We start from the raw sequence: 21,626 nt of genomic DNA on the forward strand, positions 1-21,626 counted from the left end.
CCCCATGCGTGATCCAGCCCCCTCGAACTCAGAAATGAAGCGCGTCATAGTCGGCATGTCCGGCGGCGTGGACTCTTCCGTTTCCGCCGTACTGCTCATGGAGCAGGGTTATCAGGTGGAAGGCTTGTTCATGAAGAACTGGGAAGAAGACGACGGAACGGAATACTGCACCGCCCGCGAAGACCTGGCAGATGCCCAGGCCGTGTGCGACAAGATCGGCATCAAGCTGCACACGGCCAACTTCGCGGCCGAGTACTGGGACAACGTCTTCGAGCACTTTCTTGAAGAGTACAAGGCCGGGCGCACCCCGAACCCGGACATCCTGTGTAACCGCGAAATCAAGTTCAAGGCGTTTCTCGACTACGCACTGATGCTCGGCGCCGACCTTATTGCTACAGGCCACTACGTACGCCGCCGCGACATCGATGCACGCACCGAGCTGCTCAAGGGCCTGGACCCGAACAAGGACCAGAGCTACTTCCTGCACGCCGTTGGCGGCGAGCAGATTGCCCGCACGCTGTTCCCGGTTGGCGAGCTGGAAAAACCGGAAGTGCGCGCCATTGCCGAAAAACACGGCCTGGCCACTGCCAAGAAGAAGGATTCCACAGGGATCTGCTTCATTGGCGAGCGCCGCTTCACCGATTTTCTGCGTCAGTACCTGCCCGCCCAGCCCGGCGAAATCAAGACCACCGAAGGTGAAGTCATTGGTCGTCACAGCGGCCTGATGTACCACACCATCGGCCAGCGCCAGGGTCTGGGCATCGGCGGTCTCAAGGATGCCAGCGATGATCCGTGGTACGTGCTGGTCAAGGACCTGGACAACAATGAACTGATTGTCGGTCAAGGCAATGATCACCCCTGGCTGTTTTCCCGCGCGCTGGTTTCTTCGGAAATCTATTGGGTCAACCCGATCGACCTGAGCAGTCCGCGCAGGCTCACCGCGAAGGTCCGTTACCGTCAGGGCGACCAGCCATGCACGCTGGAAAAAACCGCTGACGGTTACCGCGCCACATTCGATGACCCGCAACGCGCCGTCACTCCCGGTCAGTCCGTGGTGTTCTACGACGGCGAAATCTGTCTCGGTGGCGGCGTGATCGAAATTGCCGAACCCTGGACCAGCAAGGACAAGCGTTGATGAGCCCGACTCAGGAACAACTGATCGCTCTGGGTGGTGTATTCCAGGCCGCCGTGCTGGTCGACCGGATCGCCAAGACCGGTCAGATCAGCGAAGCGGCCCTGAGCTGCATGCTCGGCAGCCTGCTGGTGGTCGACCCCAAGGACACACTGGACGTCTTCGGCGGCGACGACCTCAATCTGCACGAAGGCTATCGCGCCATGGCCAGCGCCCTGGAGCGTGACCCGGCAACCTTGCAACGCGAGCCATTGCGCTACGCCCTGTCGATGCTCGGCCTCGAGCGTCAGCTGGCCAAGCGCGATGACCTGCTTGAAGTAATCGGCAAACGCATTCCGGTGATTCAGTCCCAGGTCGAGCATTTTGGCATCGCCCACGAGAACGTGATTGCCGCGACCGGCGCGCTGTATCAGGACACCCTGAGCACCTTGCGCCAGCGCATACAGGTGCAAGGCGACATGCGCAACCTGCAGCAGCCGAACAATGCCTCGAAGATTCGCGGCATTTTGCTGGCCGGTATTCGCTCTGCCCGGCTGTGGCGGCAAGTTGGCGGTCATCGCTGGCAACTGGTGTTCAGCCGCCGCAAGTTGTTGAAAGAACTCTACCCATTGCTGCATGGCTGACCCGCCGCGCGCCAATGACCTTCACCACCCCAGGCACGACGCTGTCTACGCTGGTCAGCGGGCTCCGGTCCGACTGACTTTTCATGTATGATATGCGCCCTTTTCGTCGCCCGACTGTCCGAGAGCATCCCATGCAGCTTTCTTCGCTCACTGCGGTTTCCCCTGTTGATGGCCGCTACGCCGGCAAAACCCAGGCCTTGCGCCCTATTTTCAGCGAATACGGCCTGATCCGTTTCCGCGTGATGGTTGAAGTTCGCTGGCTCCAGCGTCTTGCGGCTCACCCGCAGATCACCGAAGTTCCGGCCTTCTCCGCGCAAGCCAACGCCATCCTGGATGCCCTGGCCGAAGACTTCTCCGTGGAGCATGCCGAGCGTGTCAAGGACATCGAGCGCACCACCAATCATGACGTGAAGGCTGTGGAGTACCTGCTCAAGGAGCAGGCTGCCAAATTGCCAGAGCTGGAAAAGGTCAGCGAGTTCATCCACTTCGCCTGCACCAGCGAAGACATCAACAACCTGTCTCACGCATTGATGCTGCGCGAGGGCCGCGACACTGTCGTGCTGCCGCTGATGCGCCAGATCGCCGACGCTATCCGCGAGCTGGCGATTCGCTTCGCAGACGTGCCGATGCTGTCCCGTACCCACGGCCAGCCCGCCTCCCCGACCACACTGGGCAAGGAACTGGCCAACGTCGTCTACCGCCTCGAGCGTCAGATCAGCCAGATCGCGGCAGTCCCGTTGCTCGGCAAGATCAACGGCGCAGTCGGCAACTACAACGCCCACCTCTCTGCCTACGCAGACATCGACTGGGAAGCCAACGCGCGCGCCTTCATCGAAGACGAGCTGGGCCTGGGCTTCAACCCCTACACCACGCAGATCGAACCGCACGACTACATTGCCGAGCTGTTCGACGCCATTGCGCGCTTCAACACCATCCTGATCGACTTCGACCGCGACATCTGGGGCTACATCTCGCTGGGCTATTTCAAGCAGCGCACCATCGCTGGCGAAATCGGCTCCTCGACCATGCCGCACAAGGTCAACCCGATCGACTTCGAAAACTCCGAAGGTAACCTGGGCATCGCCAACGCACTGTTCCAGCACCTGGCGAGCAAGCTGCCTGTGTCTCGCTGGCAGCGTGACCTGACCGACTCCACCGTGCTGCGCAACCTGGGCGTCGGCTTTGCCCACAGCGTCATTGCCTACGAAGCCAGTCTCAAGGGCATCAGCAAGCTGGAACTGAACGAACAGCGCATTGCCGCCGATCTGGACGCCTGCTGGGAAGTTCTGGCGGAGCCGATTCAGACTGTCATGCGTCGTTACAACATCGAAAACCCGTACGAAAAACTGAAAGAGCTGACACGCGGCAAGGGCATCGGTCCTGAAGCGTTGCAGACTTTCATCGACGGTCTGGACATGCCTGCCGAAGCCAAGGCCGAGCTCAAGAAGCTCACGCCGGCCAATTACATCGGTAACGCAGCCGCTCAGGCCAAGCGCATCTGACACGCAAAAAAATTGCACACGCCCGGCTGTGCCGGGCGTTTTCATTTCAAGGGCTTACACATGAATCCTGATATTCCTCTACAACTTCTGGGCGGCATCAGTGCTCGCGTTTTCCTGCGTGACTACTGGCAGAAAAAACCGCTGCTGATCCGCCAGGCTCTGCCGGACTTTCAAAGCCCGATCGACGCGGACGAGCTTGCCGGCCTCGCCCTGGAAGAAGAAGTGGAGTCGCGCCTGGTCATCGAAAACGGCGAGCGTCCGTGGGAGCTGCGTCGTGGCCCGTTCGCTGAAGACGAGTTCAGCAAGCTGCCCGAGCGCGACTGGACGCTGCTGGTCCAGGCCGTGGACCAATTCGTTCCGGAGGTCAGCGAGCTGCTGGAAAACTTCCGTTTTCTGCCCAGCTGGCGGATTGACGACGTGATGATCAGCTACGCAGCCCCTGGCGGCAGCGTCGGTCCGCATTTCGACAACTATGATGTGTTCCTGCTTCAGGGACATGGCAAACGCCACTGGCAGATCGGCCAGATGTGCGATGCAGAAAGCCCGCTGCTGCAGCATGCCGACCTGCGCATCCTTGCCGAATTCGAAAAGACCGAAGAGTGGACGCTGGAACCGGGCGACATGCTTTATCTGCCACCGCGCCTGGCGCACTGCGGCGTCGCCGTCGACGACTGCCTGACCTACTCGGTCGGTTTCCGGGCGCCAAGCGCTGCCGAAGTCCTGACCCACTTCACCGACTTCCTCAGCCAGTTCATCCCGGACGAAGAGCGCTATACCGATGCTGACGCCCAGCCGGTCAGCGATCCTCACCAGATCCAGCATGACGCGCTCGATCGCCTGAAAACGCTGCTGGCCGAGCACATGAGTGACGAACGCCTGCTGCTGACCTGGTTCGGCCAGTTCATGACCGAGCCGCGATACCCGGAACTGGTGACCGGCCCTGAGCTGGACGAACAGGACCTGCTCGACAGCCTCGAGCAGGGCGCGGTGCTGATTCGTAACCCGAGCGCACGGTTGGCCTGGTCTGAAGTCGACGACGATCTGCTACTGTTTGCCAGTGGCCAGAGCCGCCTGCTGCCGGGCAGTCTGCGTGACCTGCTCAAACTGATCTGTGCCGCCGATGCGTTGCACAGCGAAAACCTTGGCCAATGGTTGGCCGATGACGAGGGGCGCAATTTGCTTTGCGAACTCGTAAAACAAGGAAGCCTGGGATTTGCCGATGAATAAAGTCACCGTAGCTGTCGCCCAATGGCAGAAGAACAACGCCGATATCCGGCGCATACGCGATTCGGTATTCATTGCCGAACAATCGGTGCCGCCGGAACTGGAGTGGGATGCCGAAGACGCAGGAGCCGTGCACTTTCTTGCGTACGAGGGTGAATATGCGGTGGGCACTGCCCGACTGCTGCCCGATGGCGAGATCGGCCGCTTGTCAGTCCTGAGAGACTGGCGCGGCCTGAAGGTCGGCGAGGCTCTGTTGGGTGCTGTGATCCATGAAGCCGAACAGCGTGGCCTCAAGCCGCTCAAGCTGAGTGCTCAGGTGCAGGCCGTCGAGTTTTATCAGCGCTTCGGCTTTTCGGTTATCAGCGATGAGTTTCTCGAAGCCGGCCTGCCACACGTCGACATGCTCCGCGAAGCGTGATCAACGCGATTATGTAGGCGCTTACTGCGGCACTACATAATCATCGCCCTGCCCTTTTTTCGCTCGACCCTCTCAAGGTTGAACCGAAAAGCGGCAGGGCTTTTTCATGCCTGACCATTCAGCTTGATTGCCTGCAGCCGACACAGTGGCAAACTCATGCTTTACGCGCTTACCGCGGAGAACGAACATGTCAGTACGCAACTTGCTCAATGCAGCGCTCACCTCGATGCTGATCGTCTTCAGCGCTCACGTCTTCGCAGCGACCGAAGTCGTGCCGCTCAACTACCGCACCAGCGCCGATCTATTGCCGGTCGCCAAATCCTTTCTGGGGGACGAAGGCACCGTCAGTGCCTACGGCAATCAATTGATCGTGAATGCAGAATCACGCAAGATCGAAGAACTTCGCGCCTTGATCTCGCAACTCGATACCGCACCGAAACGCTTGCTGATCAGCGTTGACACCAGCGACAACGCGACGCGCAACAGCAGCGGCTCGCGAGTGATCGAATACGGTACCGCCAGTCGTGAAGGCGGCGTGCAACAAGTGCAAACCAGCGAAGGCACCCCTGCACTCATTCAGGTTGGCCAGAGCGTGCCGCTGACGTCCTCCTCCACGGACGCGTACGGATACTCCCGAAGCGACACCGAGTACCGCAATGTCACCCAGGGGTTTTACGTCACAGCCAGCGTGACCGGCGACACGGTTCACCTGAGCATCAGCACCAATCATGACCGCATGAGCCAGGAGCGCCCTGACGCCGTCAAAGTGCAGAGTACCGACAGCCAGGTCAGCGGACGGCTGGGAGAATGGATCACACTGGCGAGCAACAGCAATGAATCCGTCGTGGATCAGAGTGGCCTGGCGCAACGCTATTCCACCCAGGGTCGTGACGATATGATTTTGCGCGTAAAGGTCGAAACCCTCGAATAGTCTCTGCGGGCTGAAAACCCAATACTTACGGGCCTTTTGATGACTGGCCGGTCGACTTTCCACAAATATGTAGTGATTTAAAAAAGTCACTACAAAACGTTTGACGCCCCCAGAAGTGCGAGGCATGATTGCCTCGCTCCCGCTAATCAGAGGCTTTGCAAAGAGCCTTCGAGTCGCCGCTCTCACACACCCGCAGAGCCGATTCGTGTCCGCACCGCCCACAAGGCAGTTTGACGAGGTTGCGACTGGAACGAAGTTGTCCCGAGGGACGGAAGCGTAAACGGTAACCCGGCAAGGCCGACGGTGATGCACAACGCCACTGCAGGCCCGACTGTCCACCTGACAGCCTCATGTCCGGACGCCCGCTCTCCCTCGAGCACATCGTTCACCCGTCGCGACCCACGTAACGTGCGGCTTCAAGCAAAACCCCGGATCAGCGAGCAGCCATCTACCGTGCCTTCGATAAACGAGGCGTTTTGGCGGAGCAGGACTTTCCAACGAGACCTACTTCTAGAGGTTTATCACCATGGCACTGACACGCGAACAACAAATAGCGGCTCTCGAGAAAGACTGGGCTGAAAATCCGCGCTGGAAAAACGTGACCCGTACTTACTCCGCTGCAGATGTGGTGCGCCTGCGCGGCTCGGTTCAACCCGAACACACCTTTGCACGGCTGGGTGCGGACAAGCTGTGGAATCTGGTGACCCAGGGTGCCAAGCCGTCCTTTCGACCGGACAAGGATTTCGTCAATTGCATGGGCGCCCTCACCGGTGGCCAGGCCGTGCAGCAGGTCAAGGCCGGTATTCAGGCCATCTACCTGTCCGGCTGGCAGGTCGCTGCCGACAACAACTCTGCCGAGTCCATGTACCCGGATCAGTCGCTGTACCCGGTCGACTCGGTGCCGACCGTGGTCAAGCGCATCAACAACTCGTTCCGCCGTGCCGACCAGATCCAGTGGAAAGCCGGCAAGGCGCCGGGCGACGAAGGCTACATCGACTACTTCGCCCCGATCGTGGCAGACGCGGAAGCCGGATTCGGCGGTGTACTCAATGCCTATGAGCTGATGAAAAGCATGATCGAAGCCGGTGCCGCCGGGGTGCACTTCGAAGATCAACTGGCTTCAGTGAAGAAATGTGGCCACATGGGCGGCAAGGTGCTGGTCCCGACTCAGGAAGCCATACAGAAACTGGTCGCTGCACGCCTGGCCGCCGACGTGGCCGGTGTACCGACCATCATTCTGGCCCGGACTGACGCCAACGCTGCCGACTTGCTGACATCCGATTGCGATCCGTACGACAAGCCATTCGTGACCGGCGAACGGACCCATGAGGGGTTCTACAAGGTTCGCGCCGGCCTCGATCAGGCCATCTCACGCGGCCTGGCGTACGCGCCCTACGCCGATCTGATCTGGTGCGAAACAGCCAGGCCGGACCTCGACGAGGCACGCCGCTTCGCCGAAGCGATCAAAAAGGAATACCCGGATCAGTTGCTGTCCTACAACTGCTCGCCGTCCTTCAACTGGAAGAAAAACCTCGACGACGCAACCATTGCCAAATTTCAGCGCGAGCTGTCGGCCATGGGTTACAAGCACCAGTTCATCACCCTGGCGGGCATTCACAACATGTGGCACAGCATGTTCAATCTGGCGCACGACTACGCCCGCAACGACATGACCGCCTACGTCAAGCTGCAGGAGCAGGAGTTTGCTGACGCTGCCAAGGGCTACACCTTCGTGGCCCACCAGCAGGAAGTGGGTACCGGCTATTTCGATGACATGACGACCGTGATCCAGGGCGGCGTATCGTCGGTAACCGCACTGACCGGCTCGACTGAAGAAGAGCAATTCCACTGATACACCGCGCAACGCGTTGAAAAGACAGGCCGTCCGTAAGGGCGGTCTGTCTTTTGTGTCAGAAGGTGCCGGTATTGATTTCGGACAATATGCAGTTGCCGAGCGAATGCTACAAAAGGCGCACTTTATAAGCAGTACCCTTACCCACTATGCGCCGACTACCGCACTTTGAACTATCAAGGCCCCTTCAAATGATATTAATTATCATTCAAATTGGCTTTCCTTACATTTCGTGCTCAAGAAACATAATTAACAAAATCCCCGCTGACGCCCGCCTGGCAGGCCCTGCAGCCTCCGTGAAAGGCCTTGGGCAATTGATTCCTTAAATAAATTTGATGTAGAAAATTTACTTGCCAACTGTTTGCACATAAAATCAATCCGTTGACCGCACTGCGACATTTCGTCACTGCCTCGACTCTTTATCAAGCACAGAGACCTTTGCTCTCTAACAAGGACTGACAGCATGCCCGAATCGACAGGTCTGATTGCCCACAACTGGGGCTTCGCCATTTTCCTTTTGGGTGTTGTCGGCCTTTGCGCCTTCATGCTCGGTCTGTCCAGCCTGCTCGGAAGCAAGGCCTGGGGCCGCAGCAAGAACGAACCTTTCGAATCCGGCATGCTGCCTACCGGCAGTGCGCGCCTGCGCCTCTCCGCAAAATTCTATCTGGTCGCGATGCTTTTCGTGATCTTTGACATTGAAGCCCTTTTTCTCTTTGCCTGGTCTGTGTCCGTCCGCGAAAGCGGCTGGACCGGATTTGTCGAAGCTCTCGTTTTCATAGCAATTCTGTTGGCAGGTCTTGTCTACCTATGGCGGGTTGGCGCTCTTGACTGGGCTCCTGAAGGTCGCCGTAATCGGCAAGCGAAGCTGAAACAATGAGGCTTTGGCGATGCAATATAATCTCACCAGGATCGACCCGGACGCTCCTAACGAGCAGTACCCCATCGGCAAACGGGAAACCGTTTCCGATCCGTTAGAAGATCAAGTCCACAAAAACATCTACATGGGCAAGCTGGAAGACGTGCTGAACGGTGCGGTCAACTGGGGACGTAAAAACTCCCTGTGGCCCTACAACTTCGGCCTGTCGTGCTGCTATGTGGAAATGACCACCGCCTTCACGGCCCCCCACGACATCGCGCGCTTTGGCGCTGAAGTCATCCGGGCGTCGCCACGGCAGGCGGATTTCATGGTTATTGCCGGTACCTGCTTCATCAAGATGGCGCCGATCATCCAGCGTCTCTACGAGCAAATGCTCGAACCCAAGTGGGTTATTTCCATGGGTTCGTGTGCCAACTCCGGTGGCATGTACGACATCTACTCAGTGGTCCAGGGGGTGGACAAATTCCTTCCCGTGGATGTCTACGTGCCCGGCTGCCCGCCCCGCCCCGAGGCGTTTCTGCAAGGTTTGATGCTGTTGCAGGAATCCATCGGCAAGGAGCGTCGCCCTCTTTCCTGGGTCGTTGGCGATCAAGGCGTGTATCGCGCCGAGATGCCGTCGCAAAAGGAACAGCGCCGCGAACAGCGTATTCAGGTGACCAACCTGCGCAGCCCCGACGAAGTCTGATCCAGCCCGTTCTTCTTATAAAAAAGACAAGAACCGGGGTTGATTCTGTACGTTGACCGAAGTGATTGAGACCTATGACTGCAGACAACGCTCTGTACATCCCGCCTTACAAGGCTGACGACCAAGATGTCGTCGTTGAACTGAACAACCGTTTTGGTGCCGAGGCTTTCACTGCCCAGCCGACTCGCACCGGCATGCCCGTGCTGTGGGTCGAGCGCGCCAGACTGTTTGAAATTCTGACGTTCCTGCGCAACGTGCCCAAGCCCTACTCCATGCTCTATGACCTGCATGGCGTGGACGAGCGGCTGCGCACAAACCGTCGTGGTCTGCCCGGTGCAGACTTCACCGTGTTCTATCACCTGCTGTCGATCGAACGAAACAGCGACGTGATGATCAAGGTAGCGCTTTCCGAAAGCGACCTGAGCGTACCGACCATCACCAGCATCTGGCCGAACGCCAACTGGTACGAGCGTGAAGTCTGGGACATGTTCGGTATCGACTTCCCAGGCCACCCGCACCTGAGCCGCATCATGATGCCGCCGACCTGGGAAGGCCACCCGCTGCGCAAGGACTTCCCTGCCCGTGCGACGGAATTCGATCCGTACAGCCTGACCCTCGCCAAACAGCAGCTGGAAGAAGAAGCCGCACGCTTCCGTCCGGAAGACTGGGGCATGAAACGCTCTGGCGCCAACGAGGACTACATGTTCCTCAACCTGGGGCCGAACCACCCTTCTGCTCACGGTGCGTTCCGTATCATTCTGCAACTGGACGGCGAAGAAATCGTCGACTGCGTTCCGGACATCGGCTACCACCACCGTGGTGCCGAGAAAATGGCCGAACGCCAGTCCTGGCACAGCTTCATTCCCTACACCGACCGTATCGATTACCTGGGCGGGGTGATGAACAACCTGCCTTATGTGCTCTCGGTCGAGAAGCTGGCAGGCATCAAGGTGCCGGAAAAAGTCGACGTCATCCGTATCATGATGGCCGAGTTCTTCCGTATCACCAGTCACCTGCTGTTCCTGGGTACCTACATTCAGGACGTGGGCGCCATGACACCGGTGTTCTTCACGTTCACCGACCGCCAGAAAGCCTACACCGTGATCGAAGCGATTACCGGCTTCCGTCTGCACCCTGCCTGGTACCGCATCGGCGGGGTCGCTCACGACCTGCCGCGCGGCTGGGAAAAACTGGTCAAGGACTTCGTCGACTGGCTGCCCAAGCGTCTCGACGAATACACCAAGGCTGCGCTGCAGAACAGCATCCTCAAGGGTCGTACCGTCGGCGTTGCCGCCTACAACACCAAGGAAGCCCTCGAGTGGGGCGTCACCGGTGCAGGCCTGCGCTCCACCGGTTGCGACTTCGACCTGCGCAAGGCTCGCCCTTACTCGGGCTACGAGAACTTCGAATTCGAAGTGCCGCTGGCCGCCAATGGCGATGCCTATGACCGCTGCATGGTCCGCGTCGAAGAGATGCGCCAGAGCATCAAGATCATCGACCAGTGCATGCGCAACATGCCGGAAGGCCCGTACAAGGCGGATCACCCGCTGACCACGCCGCCGCCGAAAGAGCGCACCCTGCAGCACATCGAAACCCTGATCACGCACTTCCTGCAGGTTTCGTGGGGCCCGGTCATGCCGGCCAACGAATCCTTCCAGATGATCGAAGCGACCAAGGGTATCAACAGCTATTACCTGACGAGCGACGGCGGCACCATGAGCTACCGTACCCGGATCCGCACCCCGAGTTACCCGCACCTGCAGCAGATCCCTTCGGTGATCAAAGGCAGCATGGTCGCGGACTTGATCGCGTACCTGGGTAGTATCGATTTCGTTATGGCCGACGTGGACCGCTAAGCATGAATAGCCCGCTAATCCAGACAGACCGTTTCGCCCTGAGCGAAACCGAGCGCTCGGCCATCGAGCATGAGATGCATCACTACGAGGACCCGCGCGCGGCGTCCATCGAAGCTCTGAAAATTGTTCAGAAGGAACGCGGCTGGGTGCCCGACGGCGCCATTTACGCGATCGGCGACCTGCTGGGCATCCCTGCCAGCGACGTCGAAGGTGTTGCCACCTTCTACAGCCAGATCTTTCGCCAGCCGGTCGGGCGTCACATCATTCGCGTCTGCAACAGCATGGTGTGCTTCATCGGTGGCCACGAAAACGTGGTCGACGAGATCAAGAGCTCACTGGGCATCGGCCCGGGTCAGACCACCGCCGACGGTCGTTTCACACTGCTGCCGGTCTGCTGCCTCGGCAACTGTGACAAGGCGCCGGCCGTGATGGTCGACGACGACACTTTCGGCGATGTACAGCCTGCTGGCGTTGCCAAGATGCTGGAGGGTTACCTATGACCATCACTTCCTTCGGCCCTGCCAACCGCATTACGCGCACGGCAGAAACCCATCCGCTGACCTGGCGTCTGCGCGACGACGGCGAGCCGGTCTGGCTCGACGAGTACCAGACCAAGGACGGCTACGCGGCAGCGCGCAAGGCGCTGACGCAGCAGGCGCCTGACGATATCGTCCAGTCGGTCAAGGATTCCGGCCTCAAGGGCCGCGGCGGCGCAGGCTTCCCCACCGGTGTAAAGTGGGGCCTGATGCCCAAAGACGAGTCCATGAACATCCGCTACCTGCTGTGCAACGCGGACGAGATGGAGCCCAACACCTGGAAAGACCGCATGCTGATGGAGCAACTGCCCCATCTGCTAGTCGAGGGCATGCTGATCAGTGCCCGCGCGCTGAAAGCCTATCGTGGCTATATCTTCCTGCGTGGCGAATACGTCACCGCGGCCAAGCACCTCAATCGCGCAGTGGCGGAAGCCAAGGCTGCCGGTTTGCTGGGCAAGAACATTCTCGGCACCGGGTTCGACTTCGAACTGTTCGTGCACACCGGTGCCGGTCGCTACATCTGCGGCGAAGAAACCGCGCTGATCAACTCGCTGGAAGGCCGACGCGCCAACCCGCGCTCCAAGCCACCCTTCCCTGCGGCAGTGGGCGTGTGGGGCAAGCCGACCTGTGTGAACAACGTCGAGACCCTGTGCAACGTGCCTGCCATCGTCAACAACGGCAACGACTGGTACAAGTCGCTGGCCCGCGAAGGCAGTGAAGACCACGGCACCAAGCTGATGGGTTTCTCCGGCAAGGTCAAAAACCCCGGTTTGTGGGAGCTGCCTTTCGGCGTACAGGCTCGCGAACTGTTCGAAGACTACGCCGGCGGCATGCGCGATGGCTTCAAGCTCAAGTGCTGGCAACCCGGAGGCGCCGGTACGGGTTTCCTGCTGCCGGAGCATCTGGACGCCCAGATGTATGCAGGCGGTATCGCCAAGGTCGGCACCCGGATGGGGACTGGACTGGCGATGGCGGTCGACGATTCGGTCAACATGGTCTCGCTGCTGCGCAACATGGAAGAGTTTTTCGCTCAGGAGTCCTGCGGCTTCTGCACGCCATGCCGCGACGGTTTGCCATGGAGCGTGAAAATGCTTCGCGCCATCGAGAACGGTCAGGGTCAGCCGGGGGATATCGAAACCCTGCTGGGCCTGGTCAATTTCCTCGGCCCTGGCAAGACCTTCTGTGCCCATGCACCGGGCGCCGTCGAACCCTTGGGCAGTGCGATCAAGTATTTCCGTTCCGAGTTCGAAGCCGGTATCGCGCCAGCCAGCGCAACCACGCTCGTTCCGGGCAAAAGTCCGACAGTGGTCGGCGCATAACAAGACACAACGGTCGGCGGCTGTTCGGGCCGCCGCCCTCGTACCTGCTGACGCCCTCCGGGCTGAACGATACGGGTACTACCGAGATTCCATTAGCCACGCCCGCTGACAACGGGCCAACGAAGACCTTTGAACCATGGCTACTATTCACGTAGACGGCAAAGCGCTCGAAGTCGATGGTGCAGACAACCTGTTACAGGCATGTCTGTCGCTGGGCCTCGATATTCCTTATTTCTGCTGGCACCCCGCCCTTGGCAGCGTTGGCGCCTGTCGCCAGTGCGCGGTCAAGCAGTACACGGACGAGAACGACACACGCGGTCGTATCGTCATGTCCTGCATGACGCCAGCCACCGACAACACCTGGATTTCCATCGAAGACGATGAGTCCAAGGCCTTCCGTGCCAGTGTCGTCGAATGGCTGATGACCAACCACCCGCATGACTGCCCGGTCTGCGAGGAAGGCGGTCACTGCCACCTGCAGGACATGACGGTGATGACCGGCCACAACGAGCGCCGTTATCGCTTCACCAAGCGTACCCACCAGAATCAGGAGCTGGGGCCGTTCATCGCGCACGAGATGAACCGCTGCATCGCCTGTTATCGCTGTGTGCGCTTTTATAAAGACTACGCGGGCGGCACCGACCTGGGCGTCTACGGCGCCCATGACAACGTGTACTTCGGTCGCGTTGAAGATGGCACGCTGGAAAGCGAGTTCTCCGGCAACCTCACCGAGGTCTGCCCGACCGGTGTGTTCACGGACAAGACCCACTCCGAGCGCTACAACCGCAAGTGGGACATGCAGTTCTCTCCAAGCATCTGCCACGGCTGCTCCAGCGGCTGCAACATCAGCCCGGGTGAACGCTACGGTGAATTGCGCCGCATCGAAAACCGTTACAACGGCTCGGTCAACCAGTACTTCCTCTGCGACCGCGGACGTTTTGGCTACGGCTACGTCAACCGCAAGGATCGCCCGCGTCAGCCATTGCTCGTCGACGGTCAGGTCAAACTGAGCCTGGACGAGGCGCTGGACAAGGCGGCGGACCTGCTGCGCGGCCGTAACATCGTCGGTATCGGCTCTCCTCGCGCCAGCCTCGAAAGCAACTATGCGCTGCGTGAGCTGGTGGGTGCCGAGCATTTCTACAGCGGTATCGAAGCCGGTGAGCTGGAGCGTATCAGACTGATCCTCAAGGTCCTGAACGACAGTCCGCTGCCGATCCCTACCCTGCGTGACATCGAAGATCACGATGCCATCTTCGTCCTCGGCGAAGACCTGACCCAGACAGCGGCGCGTATGGCCCTAGGCTTGCGCCAGGCCGTCAAGGGCAAGGCTGAAGACATGGCAGCGGCGATGAAAGTCCAGCCGTGGCTCGATGCAGCCGTGAAGAACATCGGTCAGCACGAACTGAATCCGCTGTTCATCGCCAGCCTCGCCGAGACCCGTCTCGACGACGTCGCAGAAGAATGCGTACATGCAGCGCCCGATGATCTGGCGCGTATCGGTTTTGCCGTGGCCCATGCCCTGGACGCTAGCGCACCTGCCGTCGAAGGACTGGACAGCGAGGCGCTGGAACTGGCGCAACGCATTGCCGACGCACTGCTGGCTGCCAAACGACCGCTGATCATTTCCGGCAGTTCGCTGGGTTCGACAGCGCTGATCGAAGCTGCTGCCAACATCGCCAAGGCCTTGAAGCTGCGCGACAAGCAGGGTTCCATCAGCCTGATCGTGCCTGAAGCCAACAGCATGGGCCTGGCGATGTTCGGCGGCGAGTCCGTAGATGCCGCGCTGCAAGCCGTGATCTCCGGCAAGGCCGACGCTATCGTGGTGCTGGAAAACGATTTGTATCGTCGTGTGGACGCCAGGATCGTCGACGCCGCGCTGAGCGCTGCGAAGGTCGTGATCGTCGCTGACCATCAGAAAACCCCGACCAGCGACCGCGCCCACCTGATCCTGCCAGCTGCCAGCTTCGCTGAAGGCGACGGCACACTGGTCAGCCAGGAAGGCCGCGCCCAACGCTTCTTCCAGGTCTTCGATCCGACCTATCTGGATGCCAGCATTCTGGTTCACGAAGGCTGGCGCTGGTTGCATGCCCTGCGTGCCACCTTGCTGAACAAGCCGGTTGACTGGACGCAACTGGACCACGTCACCGAAGCCTGCGCCGGCAGCACGCCGCAGCTGGCGGGTATCGTCAACGCCGCGCCGTCTGCGTCGTTCCGCATCAAGGGCCTGAAACTGGCTCGCGAACCGCTGCGTTATAGCGGCCGTACCGCGATGCGAGCCAACATCAGCGTGCATGAGCCGCGCACCTCGCAAGACATCGACACAGCGTTCTCGTTCTCCATGGAAGGCTACTCGGGCTCGGCCGAGCCTCGTCAGCAGGTGCCATTCGCCTGGTCGCCAGGCTGGAATTCGCCGCAGGCCTGGAACAAGTTTCAGGACGAAGTCGGTGGTCACTTGCGTGCTGGCGACCCGGGCACTCGCCTGATCGAAAGCCAGGGCGATGGTCTGTCGTGGTTCTCCAGCGTGCCACGCGCGTTCTCTCCAGAGCGCAGCACCTGGCAGGTCGTACCGTTCTTCCACCTGTTCGGCAGCGACGAAACCTCGTCTCTGGCCGCGCCGGTTCAAGAACGCATCCCGCAGGCCTATGTCGCAGTGGCCAAATCCGAAGCCGATCGTCTCGGCGTCAACGACGGTGCCCTGCTCTCCCTGAGCATCGGCGGCGAAACGCTGACCTTGCCGTTGCGCATCAGCGAAGAACTGGGCGCGGGCCTTGTGGCATTGCCGGCAGGACTGCCTGGCATTCCGCCGGCACTCTTCGGCAAATCCGTTGACGGTCTGCAGGAGGCAGCGCAATGACCTGGTTTACCCCTGATGTGATCGACGCAATCATTGCAGTGGTCAAGGCCATCGTGGTGTTGCTGGCCGTCGTGGTCTGCGGTGCGCTGCTGAGCTTTGTGGAACGTCGTCTGCTGGGCTGGTGGCAGGACCGTTATGGTCCGAACCGCGTGGGTCCGTTCGGCATGTTCCAGATCGCAGCCGACATGCTGAAGATGTTCTTCAAGGAAGACTGGACCCCACCGTTCGCCGACAAGGTGATCTTCACCCTGGCGCCGGTGGTTGCCATGAGCGCCTTGCTGATCGCCTTTGCGGTCATCCCGATCACCCCGACCTGGGGCGTCGCGGACCTGAACATCGGTCTGTTGTTCTTCTTCGCCATGGCCGGTCTGTCCGTGTATGCGGTGCTGTTCGCCGGCTGGTCGAGCAACAACAAGTTCGCCCTGCTGGGCAGCCTGCGTGCTTCGGCACAAACCGTGTCCTACGAAGTGTTCATGGGCCTTGCGCTGATGGGTATCGTGGTTCAGGTCGGCTCGTTCAACATGCGCGACATCGTTGAATATCAGGCGCAGAACCTGTGGTTCATCATTCCGCAGTTCTTCGGCTTCTGTACGTTCTTCATCGCAGGCGTGGCGGTGACTCACCGCCACCCGTTCGACCAACCGGAAGCCGAGCAGGAACTGGCTGACGGCTACCACATTGAATATGCCGGCATGAAATGGGGCATGTTCTTCGTGGGCGAATACATCGGGATCATCTTGATCTCGGCGCTGCTGGTGACGCTGTTCTTCGGCGGCTGGCACGGCCCGTTCGACATTCTGCCATCGCTGGCATTCTTCTGGTTCGCCTTGAAAACCGCGTTTTTCATCATGCTGTTCATTCTGCTGCGCGCCTCCATCCCGCGCCCGCGTTATGACCAGGTCATGGATTTCAGCTGGAAGTTCTGTCTGCCGCTGACCCTGATCAATTTGCTGGTGACTGCTGCGATTGTGTTGTTGAACACACCGGCAGGCTCGGTTCAGTGAGGATTTGACCCATGTTCAAATATATTGGTGACATCGTTAAGGGTACGGGTACCCAGTTGCGCAGCCTGGTCATGGTCTTCGGCCACGGCTTTCGCAAGCGCGACACCCTGCAATACCCCGAAGAGCAGGTTTATCTCCCTCCTCGCTACCGTGGCCGCATCGTTCTGACCCGCGACCCCGATGGTGAAGAGCGCTGCGTGGCGTGCAACCTGTGTGCAGTAGCCTGCCCGGTCGGCTGCATTTCGCTGCAGAAGGCCGAGACAGAGGACGGACGCTGGTATCCCGACTTCTTCCGCATCAACTTTTCGCGCTGCATCTTCTGCGGCCTGTGCGAAGAAGCCTGCCCGACAACCGCGATCCAGCTCACGCCGGACTTTGAGATGGCCGACTTCAAGCGTCAGGATCTGGTGTACGAGAAGGAAGACCTGCTGATCTCCGGACCTGGCAAGAACCCTGACTACAACTTCTATCGCGTTGCCGGTATGGCCATCGGCGGCAAGCCCAAGGGCTCCGCACAGAACGAAGCCGAGCCGATCAACGTCAAGAGCTTGCTGCCTTAAGGAAGTAAAGATGGAATTCGCTTTCTACTTCGCATCCGGTATCGCTGTTGTGTCCACCCTGCGGGTGATCACCAACACGAATCCGGTGCACGCCCTGCTCTACCTGATCATCTCGCTGATCGCCGTAGCAATGACGTTCTTCAGCCTCGGCGCTCCGTTCGCCGGCGTGCTGGAAGTCATTGCCTACGCGGGCGCAATCATGGTCCTGTTCGTGTTTGTGGTGATGATGCTGAACCTCGGCCCGGCCTCGGTTCAGCAGGAACGTGCCTGGCTAAAACCCGGCATCTGGATCGGCCCGGTCATTCTCGGCGCGCTGTTGCTGGCCGAGTTGCTGTATGTGCTGTTCGCCAACCCGACCGGCGCTGGTGTCGGTCACACCACGGTCGACGCCAAGGCAGTCGGCATCAGCCTGTTCGGGCCCTATCTGCTGGTGGTGGAACTCGCCTCGATGCTGTTGCTTGCAGCAGCCATCACGGCCTTCCATCTGGGCCGCAACGAGGCCAAGGAGCCAAGCCAATGAATGCTATCCCTCTTGAGCACGGTCTGGCGGTCGCCGGGGTCCTGTTCTGCTTGGGTCTGGTCGGCCTGATGGTGCGCCGTAACATTCTCTTCGTGTTGATGAGCCTGGAAATCATGATGAACGCCGCTGCACTGGCGTTCGTCGTTGCCGGCAGCCGTTGGGGGCAACCGGACGGGCAGGTGATGTTCATCCTGGTGATCAGCCTTGCGGCAGCCGAGGCCAGTATCGGCCTGGCGATCCTGATGCAACTCTATCGCCGCTTCCACACTCTCGATATCGATGCTGCCAGCGAGATGCGCGGATGAATCTTCTCTTTCTGACTTTCGTATTCCCCCTCATCGGCTTTCTGCTGCTGTCGTTCTCCCGTGGACGCATCTCGGAAAACCTCGCTGCGCTGATCGGCGTCGGCTCCATCGGCCTGTCAGCCATCGTCACGGCCTGGGTCATCTGGCAGTTCAACGTGGCGCCACCCGAAGGCGGTCACTACACCCAGGTGCTGTGGCGCTGGATGGACGTCGATGGCTTCCAGCCCAACTTCGCGCTGTATCTGGACGGACTGTCCGTCACGATGCTGGGCGTCGTGGTTGGCGTCGGCTTCCTGATCCACCTGTTCGCGTCCTGGTACATGCGCGGTGAAGCGGGCTACTCGCGCTTCTTCTCCTACACCAACCTGTTCATTGCCAGCATGCTGTTCCTGATCCTGGGCGACAACCTGCTGTTCATCTACTTCGGTTGGGAAGGCGTGGGCCTGTGCAGCTACCTGTTGATCGGTTTCTATTACAGCAACCGCAACAACGGCAACGCAGCGCTCAAAGCGTTCATCGTCACCCGTATCGGTGACGTGTTCATGGCTATCGGCTTGTTCATCCTGTTCCAGCAATTGGGCACGCTCAATGTGCAGGAACTGCTGGTCCGGGCGCCGGAACACTTCAAGGTCGGCGATTTCTGGATCGTGCTGGCGACGTTGATGCTGTTGGGCGGTGCGGTCGGTAAATCTGCACAGCTGCCACTGCAAACCTGGCTGGCGGACGCGATGGCCGGTCCTACGCCAGTTTCGGCGCTGATCCACGCAGCGACCATGGTCACGGCGGGCGTTTACCTGATCGCGCGTACTCACGGCCTGTTCGCACTGGCACCTGACATCCTGCATCTGGTCGGCATTGTCGGCGGCGTCACGCTGGTTCTGGCGGGTTTTGCCGCACTGGTGCAGACCGACATCAAGCGTATCCTCGCCTACTCGACCATGAGCCAGATCGGCTACATGTTCCTGGCACTGGGTGTCGGCGCCTGGGAAGGCGCGATCTTCCACCTGATGACCCACGCCTTCTTCAAGGCGCTGCTGTTCCTTGCATCCGGTGCGGTGATCGTTGCCTGCCACCACGAGCAGAACATCTTCAAGATGGGCGGCCTGTGGAAGAAACTGCCATTGGCCTACGCCAGCTTCATCGTCGGTGGCGCGGCTCTTTCCGCCCTGCCGCTGCTGACGGCGGGCTTCTACTCCAAGGACGAAATTCTCTGGGAAGCATTTGCCAGCGGTAACAACGGCTTGCTGTATGCCGGTCTGGTGGGCGCGTTCATGACGTCGCTGTACACCTTCCGTCTGATCTTCATCGCGTTCCACGGTGAAGCCAAGACCGAAGCACACGCAGGTCACGGTATCGCTCACTGGCTGCCACTGTCGGTGCTGATCGTGCTGTCGACATTCATCGGCGCGCTGATCACTCCGCCCTTGGCCGGTGTGTTGCCGCAGAGCGTCGGCCATGCCGGTGGCGAAGCCAAGCACAGTCTGGAGATCGCTTCCGGCGCCATCGCGCTGGCCGGTATCCTGCTGGCAGCGTTGCTGTTTCTCGGCAAGCGCCGCCTGGCGACGGCGATCGCCAACAGCGCTCCGGGCCGTTTCCTTTCGGCCTGGTGGTTCGCGGCCTGGGGCTTCGACTGGATCTACGACAAGCTGTTCGTCAAGCCGTATCTGGCAATCAGCCATGTACTGCGTAGCGATCCGTTCGACCGCACCATCGGCTTGATCCCACGTCTGGTCAAAGGCGGTCATGACACCATGAGCCGCACCGAGACCGGCCAGTTGCGTTGGTATGCTGCCTCGATCGCCGTGGGTGCCGTTCTGGTACTCGGTGCCGTCGTTCTGGTTGCGATCTGATATGAACCTTGCGAATTTGCGAAAGGAATTGAGCCCGTCATGATTCTGCCCTGGCTAATCCTGATCCCCTTCATCGGCGGCCTGCTGTGCTGGCTGGGTGAGCGCTTCGGCTCTACCCTGCCGCGCTGGATTGCGTTGCTGACAATGACCCTGGAACTGGTTCTCGGCCTCTGGCTGTGGGCTACCGGCAACTTCGGCTACGCGCCGGTGCCGGGTGCCGATCCGACCTGGACCCTGGAATTCCACCACCCGTGGATCACCCGCTTCGGCATTGACGTGCATCTGGCACTCGATGGTCTGTCGCTGCTGATGATCCTGCTGACCGGCCTGCTGGGCGTGCTGTCGGTGCTGTGCTCGTGGAAGGAAATCCAGCGCAAGGTCGGTTTCTTCCACCTTAACCTGATGTGGATCCTGGGCGGTGTCGTCGGCGTGTTCCTGGCCATCGACCTGTTCATGTTCTTCTTCTTCTGGGAAATGATGCTGGTGCCGATGTATTTCCTCATCGCGCTCTGGGGTCACAGTTCTTCGGATGGCAAGAAAACCCGTATCTATGCGGCCACCAAGTTCTTCATCTTCACTCAGGCCAGCGGCTTGATCATGCTGGTGGCGATCCTGGGTCTGGTGCTGGTGCACTTCAATCAGACCGGCGTGATCACCTTTGCCTACGCCGACCTGCTGAAGACCAAACTGGCACCGGGCACCGAGTACATCCTGATGCTGGGCTTCTTCATTGCCTTCGCCGTCAAGCTGCCGGTGGTGCCATTGCACTCCTGGCTGCCGGATGCGCATGCCCAGGCACCGACCGCAGGCTCCGTCGACCTGGCGGGTATCCTGCTGAAGACGGCGGCTTACGGCCTGCTGCGCTTTGCCCTGCCGCTGTTCCCCAACGCATCGGCCGAGTTCGCACCGATTGCCATGACGCTGGGCCTGGTCGGTATCTTCTACGGCGCATTCCTCGCGTTTGCCCAGACCGACATCAAGCGTCTGATCGCGTTCTCCAGCGTTTCGCACATGGGCTTCGTACTGATCGGTATCTACTCGGGCAGCCAGCAAGCCCTGCAAGGCGTACTGATCCAGATGATCGCCCACGGTCTGTCGGCCGCGGCACTGTTCATTCTCAGTGGCCAGTTGTACGAGCGTCTGCACACTCGCGACATGCGTGAGATGGGTGGTCTGTGGTCACGCATCGCCTACATCCCGGCCATCAGCCTGTTCTTTGCCGCCGCCTCTCTGGGTCTGCCGGGCACCGGCAACTTCGTCGGTGAGTTCCTGATTCTGCTGGGCAGCTTCGCCAGCTCACCATGGATCACGGCGATCGCCACCTCCGGTCTGGTGTTTGGTTCTGTCTACTCGCTGATCATGATCCACCGCGCCTACTTCGGCCCGTCGAAGTCCGACGAGGTTCTGAAGGGCATGGACGGACGGGAAATGATCATGGTGCTGGGCCTTGCCGTGTTGCTGGTCGTGCTCGGGGTGTTCCCGCAGCCGTTCCTCGACACATCGGCGGCGACCATGCATGGCGTGCAGCAATGGCTAGGCACTGCCTTCACTCAACTCGCTTCGGCCCGGTAAGAGCGC

The 21,626-nt window shown here is 60.0% G+C and carries 19 protein-coding genes; all 19 read left to right on the plus strand.

Annotation, left to right across the window (positions count from 1 at the left end; genetic code table 11):
- Positions 1 to 4 precede the first annotated feature (4 nt).
- Positions 5 to 1,135 (plus strand): tRNA 2-thiouridine(34) synthase MnmA, encoded by a 1,131-nt coding sequence (mnmA, locus tag LIX91_RS20690; protein WP_226489056.1) that lies wholly within the window; start codon positions 5 to 7, stop codon positions 1,133 to 1,135.
- Positions 1,135 to 1,755: a high frequency lysogenization protein HflD gene (gene hflD, locus LIX91_RS20695; protein WP_003417603.1), complete on the plus strand. Its 621-nt coding sequence runs from the start codon at positions 1,135 to 1,137 to the stop codon at positions 1,753 to 1,755. The genes mnmA and hflD overlap by 1 nt, the downstream gene beginning before the upstream one ends.
- A gap of 131 nt (positions 1,756 to 1,886) precedes the next feature.
- Positions 1,887 to 3,257: an adenylosuccinate lyase gene (gene purB, locus LIX91_RS20700; protein WP_226489057.1), complete on the plus strand. Its 1,371-nt coding sequence runs from the start codon at positions 1,887 to 1,889 to the stop codon at positions 3,255 to 3,257.
- Between the two features lie 60 nt (positions 3,258 to 3,317).
- Complete coding sequence (locus LIX91_RS20705; protein WP_003405098.1) at positions 3,318 to 4,484, plus strand: cupin domain-containing protein; 1,167 nt, start codon at positions 3,318 to 3,320, stop codon at positions 4,482 to 4,484.
- Positions 4,477 to 4,899 (plus strand): GNAT family N-acetyltransferase, encoded by a 423-nt coding sequence (locus LIX91_RS20710; protein ID WP_003317965.1) that lies wholly within the window; start codon positions 4,477 to 4,479, stop codon positions 4,897 to 4,899. Before LIX91_RS20705 ends, LIX91_RS20710 begins: the two co-directional genes overlap by 8 nt.
- 187 nt (positions 4,900 to 5,086) lie before the next feature.
- Positions 5,087 to 5,830, plus strand: a complete 744-nt coding sequence (locus tag LIX91_RS20715; RefSeq protein ID WP_226489058.1) for a secretin N-terminal domain-containing protein — start codon at positions 5,087 to 5,089, stop codon at positions 5,828 to 5,830.
- Between the two features lie 526 nt (positions 5,831 to 6,356).
- Positions 6,357 to 7,682, plus strand: coding sequence for an isocitrate lyase (gene aceA, locus LIX91_RS20720; protein ID WP_016568452.1), 1,326 nt, complete (start codon positions 6,357 to 6,359; stop codon positions 7,680 to 7,682).
- Between the two features lie 463 nt (positions 7,683 to 8,145).
- Complete coding sequence (locus LIX91_RS20725) at positions 8,146 to 8,559, plus strand: NADH-quinone oxidoreductase subunit A (RefSeq protein WP_002554011.1); 414 nt, start codon at positions 8,146 to 8,148, stop codon at positions 8,557 to 8,559.
- A gap of 10 nt (positions 8,560 to 8,569) precedes the next feature.
- A complete protein-coding gene (locus LIX91_RS20730) occupies positions 8,570 to 9,244 on the plus strand; it encodes a NuoB/complex I 20 kDa subunit family protein (protein WP_002554012.1) in 675 nt (224 codons plus the stop codon).
- A 74-nt stretch (positions 9,245 to 9,318) separates the two neighbouring features.
- Positions 9,319 to 11,100, plus strand: a complete 1,782-nt coding sequence (nuoC, locus tag LIX91_RS20735; RefSeq protein WP_002554013.1) for an NADH-quinone oxidoreductase subunit C/D — start codon at positions 9,319 to 9,321, stop codon at positions 11,098 to 11,100.
- Between the two features lie 2 nt (positions 11,101 to 11,102).
- Positions 11,103 to 11,600 (plus strand): NADH-quinone oxidoreductase subunit NuoE, encoded by a 498-nt coding sequence (nuoE, locus tag LIX91_RS20740; RefSeq protein ID WP_226489059.1) that lies wholly within the window; start codon positions 11,103 to 11,105, stop codon positions 11,598 to 11,600.
- Positions 11,597 to 12,955 (plus strand): NADH-quinone oxidoreductase subunit NuoF, encoded by a 1,359-nt coding sequence (nuoF, locus tag LIX91_RS20745; protein WP_003395689.1) that lies wholly within the window; start codon positions 11,597 to 11,599, stop codon positions 12,953 to 12,955. Before nuoE ends, nuoF begins: the two co-directional genes overlap by 4 nt.
- 136 nt (positions 12,956 to 13,091) lie before the next feature.
- Positions 13,092 to 15,809, plus strand: a complete 2,718-nt coding sequence (nuoG, locus tag LIX91_RS20750; RefSeq protein ID WP_226489060.1) for an NADH-quinone oxidoreductase subunit NuoG — start codon at positions 13,092 to 13,094, stop codon at positions 15,807 to 15,809.
- Positions 15,806 to 16,813, plus strand: coding sequence for an NADH-quinone oxidoreductase subunit NuoH (gene nuoH / locus LIX91_RS20755; protein ID WP_003411662.1), 1,008 nt, complete (start codon positions 15,806 to 15,808; stop codon positions 16,811 to 16,813). Before nuoG ends, nuoH begins: the two co-directional genes overlap by 4 nt.
- An 11-nt stretch (positions 16,814 to 16,824) precedes the next feature.
- Positions 16,825 to 17,373: an NADH-quinone oxidoreductase subunit NuoI gene (nuoI, locus tag LIX91_RS20760; RefSeq protein ID WP_002554018.1), complete on the plus strand. Its 549-nt coding sequence runs from the start codon at positions 16,825 to 16,827 to the stop codon at positions 17,371 to 17,373.
- 10 nt (positions 17,374 to 17,383) lie between these two features.
- A complete protein-coding gene (gene nuoJ / locus LIX91_RS20765) occupies positions 17,384 to 17,893 on the plus strand; it encodes an NADH-quinone oxidoreductase subunit J (RefSeq protein ID WP_003317979.1) in 510 nt (169 codons plus the stop codon).
- A complete protein-coding gene (gene nuoK, locus LIX91_RS20770) occupies positions 17,890 to 18,198 on the plus strand; it encodes an NADH-quinone oxidoreductase subunit NuoK (protein ID WP_003317980.1) in 309 nt (102 codons plus the stop codon). The genes nuoJ and nuoK overlap by 4 nt, the downstream gene beginning before the upstream one ends.
- Positions 18,195 to 20,048, plus strand: coding sequence for an NADH-quinone oxidoreductase subunit L (gene nuoL, locus LIX91_RS20775; RefSeq protein ID WP_010427021.1), 1,854 nt, complete (start codon positions 18,195 to 18,197; stop codon positions 20,046 to 20,048). Before nuoK ends, nuoL begins: the two co-directional genes overlap by 4 nt.
- Before the next feature lie 39 nt (positions 20,049 to 20,087).
- The gene (gene nuoM / locus LIX91_RS20780; protein ID WP_002554022.1) at positions 20,088 to 21,620 is read left to right on the plus strand and encodes an NADH-quinone oxidoreductase subunit M; all 1,533 of its coding nucleotides are present in this window, start codon (positions 20,088 to 20,090) and stop codon (positions 21,618 to 21,620) included.
- The last annotated feature ends 6 nt before the right edge of the window (positions 21,621 to 21,626 follow it).

It is taken from the genome of Pseudomonas sp. B20 (genome assembly GCF_020515755.1).
GTDB lineage: Bacteria > Pseudomonadota > Gammaproteobacteria > Pseudomonadales > Pseudomonadaceae > Aquipseudomonas > Aquipseudomonas syringae.

Bases quoted from the DNA above. Each gene is read 5' to 3' on its own strand.
- LIX91_RS20715 (WP_226489058.1), top strand. From the start codon at position 5,087: ATGTCAGTACGCAACTTGCTCAATGCAGCGCTCACCTCGATGCTGATC.
- nuoH (WP_003411662.1), top strand. From the start codon at position 15,806: ATGACCTGGTTTACCCCTGATGTGATCGACGCAATCATTGCAGTGGTC.
- nuoI (WP_002554018.1), top strand. From the start codon at position 16,825: ATGTTCAAATATATTGGTGACATCGTTAAGGGTACGGGTACCCAGTTG.
- LIX91_RS20725 (WP_002554011.1), top strand. From the start codon at position 8,146: ATGCCCGAATCGACAGGTCTGATTGCCCACAACTGGGGCTTCGCCATT.
- LIX91_RS20705 (WP_003405098.1), top strand. From the start codon at position 3,318: ATGAATCCTGATATTCCTCTACAACTTCTGGGCGGCATCAGTGCTCGC.
- nuoM (WP_002554022.1), top strand. From the start codon at position 20,088: ATGATTCTGCCCTGGCTAATCCTGATCCCCTTCATCGGCGGCCTGCTG.
- LIX91_RS20730 (WP_002554012.1), top strand. From the start codon at position 8,570: ATGCAATATAATCTCACCAGGATCGACCCGGACGCTCCTAACGAGCAG.
- nuoG (WP_226489060.1), top strand. From the start codon at position 13,092: ATGGCTACTATTCACGTAGACGGCAAAGCGCTCGAAGTCGATGGTGCA.
- purB (WP_226489057.1), top strand. From the start codon at position 1,887: ATGCAGCTTTCTTCGCTCACTGCGGTTTCCCCTGTTGATGGCCGCTAC.
- mnmA (WP_226489056.1), top strand. From the start codon at position 5: ATGCGTGATCCAGCCCCCTCGAACTCAGAAATGAAGCGCGTCATAGTC.
- nuoC (WP_002554013.1), top strand. From the start codon at position 9,319: ATGACTGCAGACAACGCTCTGTACATCCCGCCTTACAAGGCTGACGAC.
- nuoF (WP_003395689.1), top strand. From the start codon at position 11,597: ATGACCATCACTTCCTTCGGCCCTGCCAACCGCATTACGCGCACGGCA.
- hflD (WP_003417603.1), top strand. From the start codon at position 1,135: ATGAGCCCGACTCAGGAACAACTGATCGCTCTGGGTGGTGTATTCCAG.
- nuoJ (WP_003317979.1), top strand. From the start codon at position 17,384: ATGGAATTCGCTTTCTACTTCGCATCCGGTATCGCTGTTGTGTCCACC.
- aceA (WP_016568452.1), top strand. From the start codon at position 6,357: ATGGCACTGACACGCGAACAACAAATAGCGGCTCTCGAGAAAGACTGG.
- nuoE (WP_226489059.1), top strand. From the start codon at position 11,103: ATGAATAGCCCGCTAATCCAGACAGACCGTTTCGCCCTGAGCGAAACC.
- nuoL (WP_010427021.1), top strand. From the start codon at position 18,195: ATGAATCTTCTCTTTCTGACTTTCGTATTCCCCCTCATCGGCTTTCTG.
- nuoK (WP_003317980.1), top strand. From the start codon at position 17,890: ATGAATGCTATCCCTCTTGAGCACGGTCTGGCGGTCGCCGGGGTCCTG.
- LIX91_RS20710 (WP_003317965.1), top strand. From the start codon at position 4,477: ATGAATAAAGTCACCGTAGCTGTCGCCCAATGGCAGAAGAACAACGCC.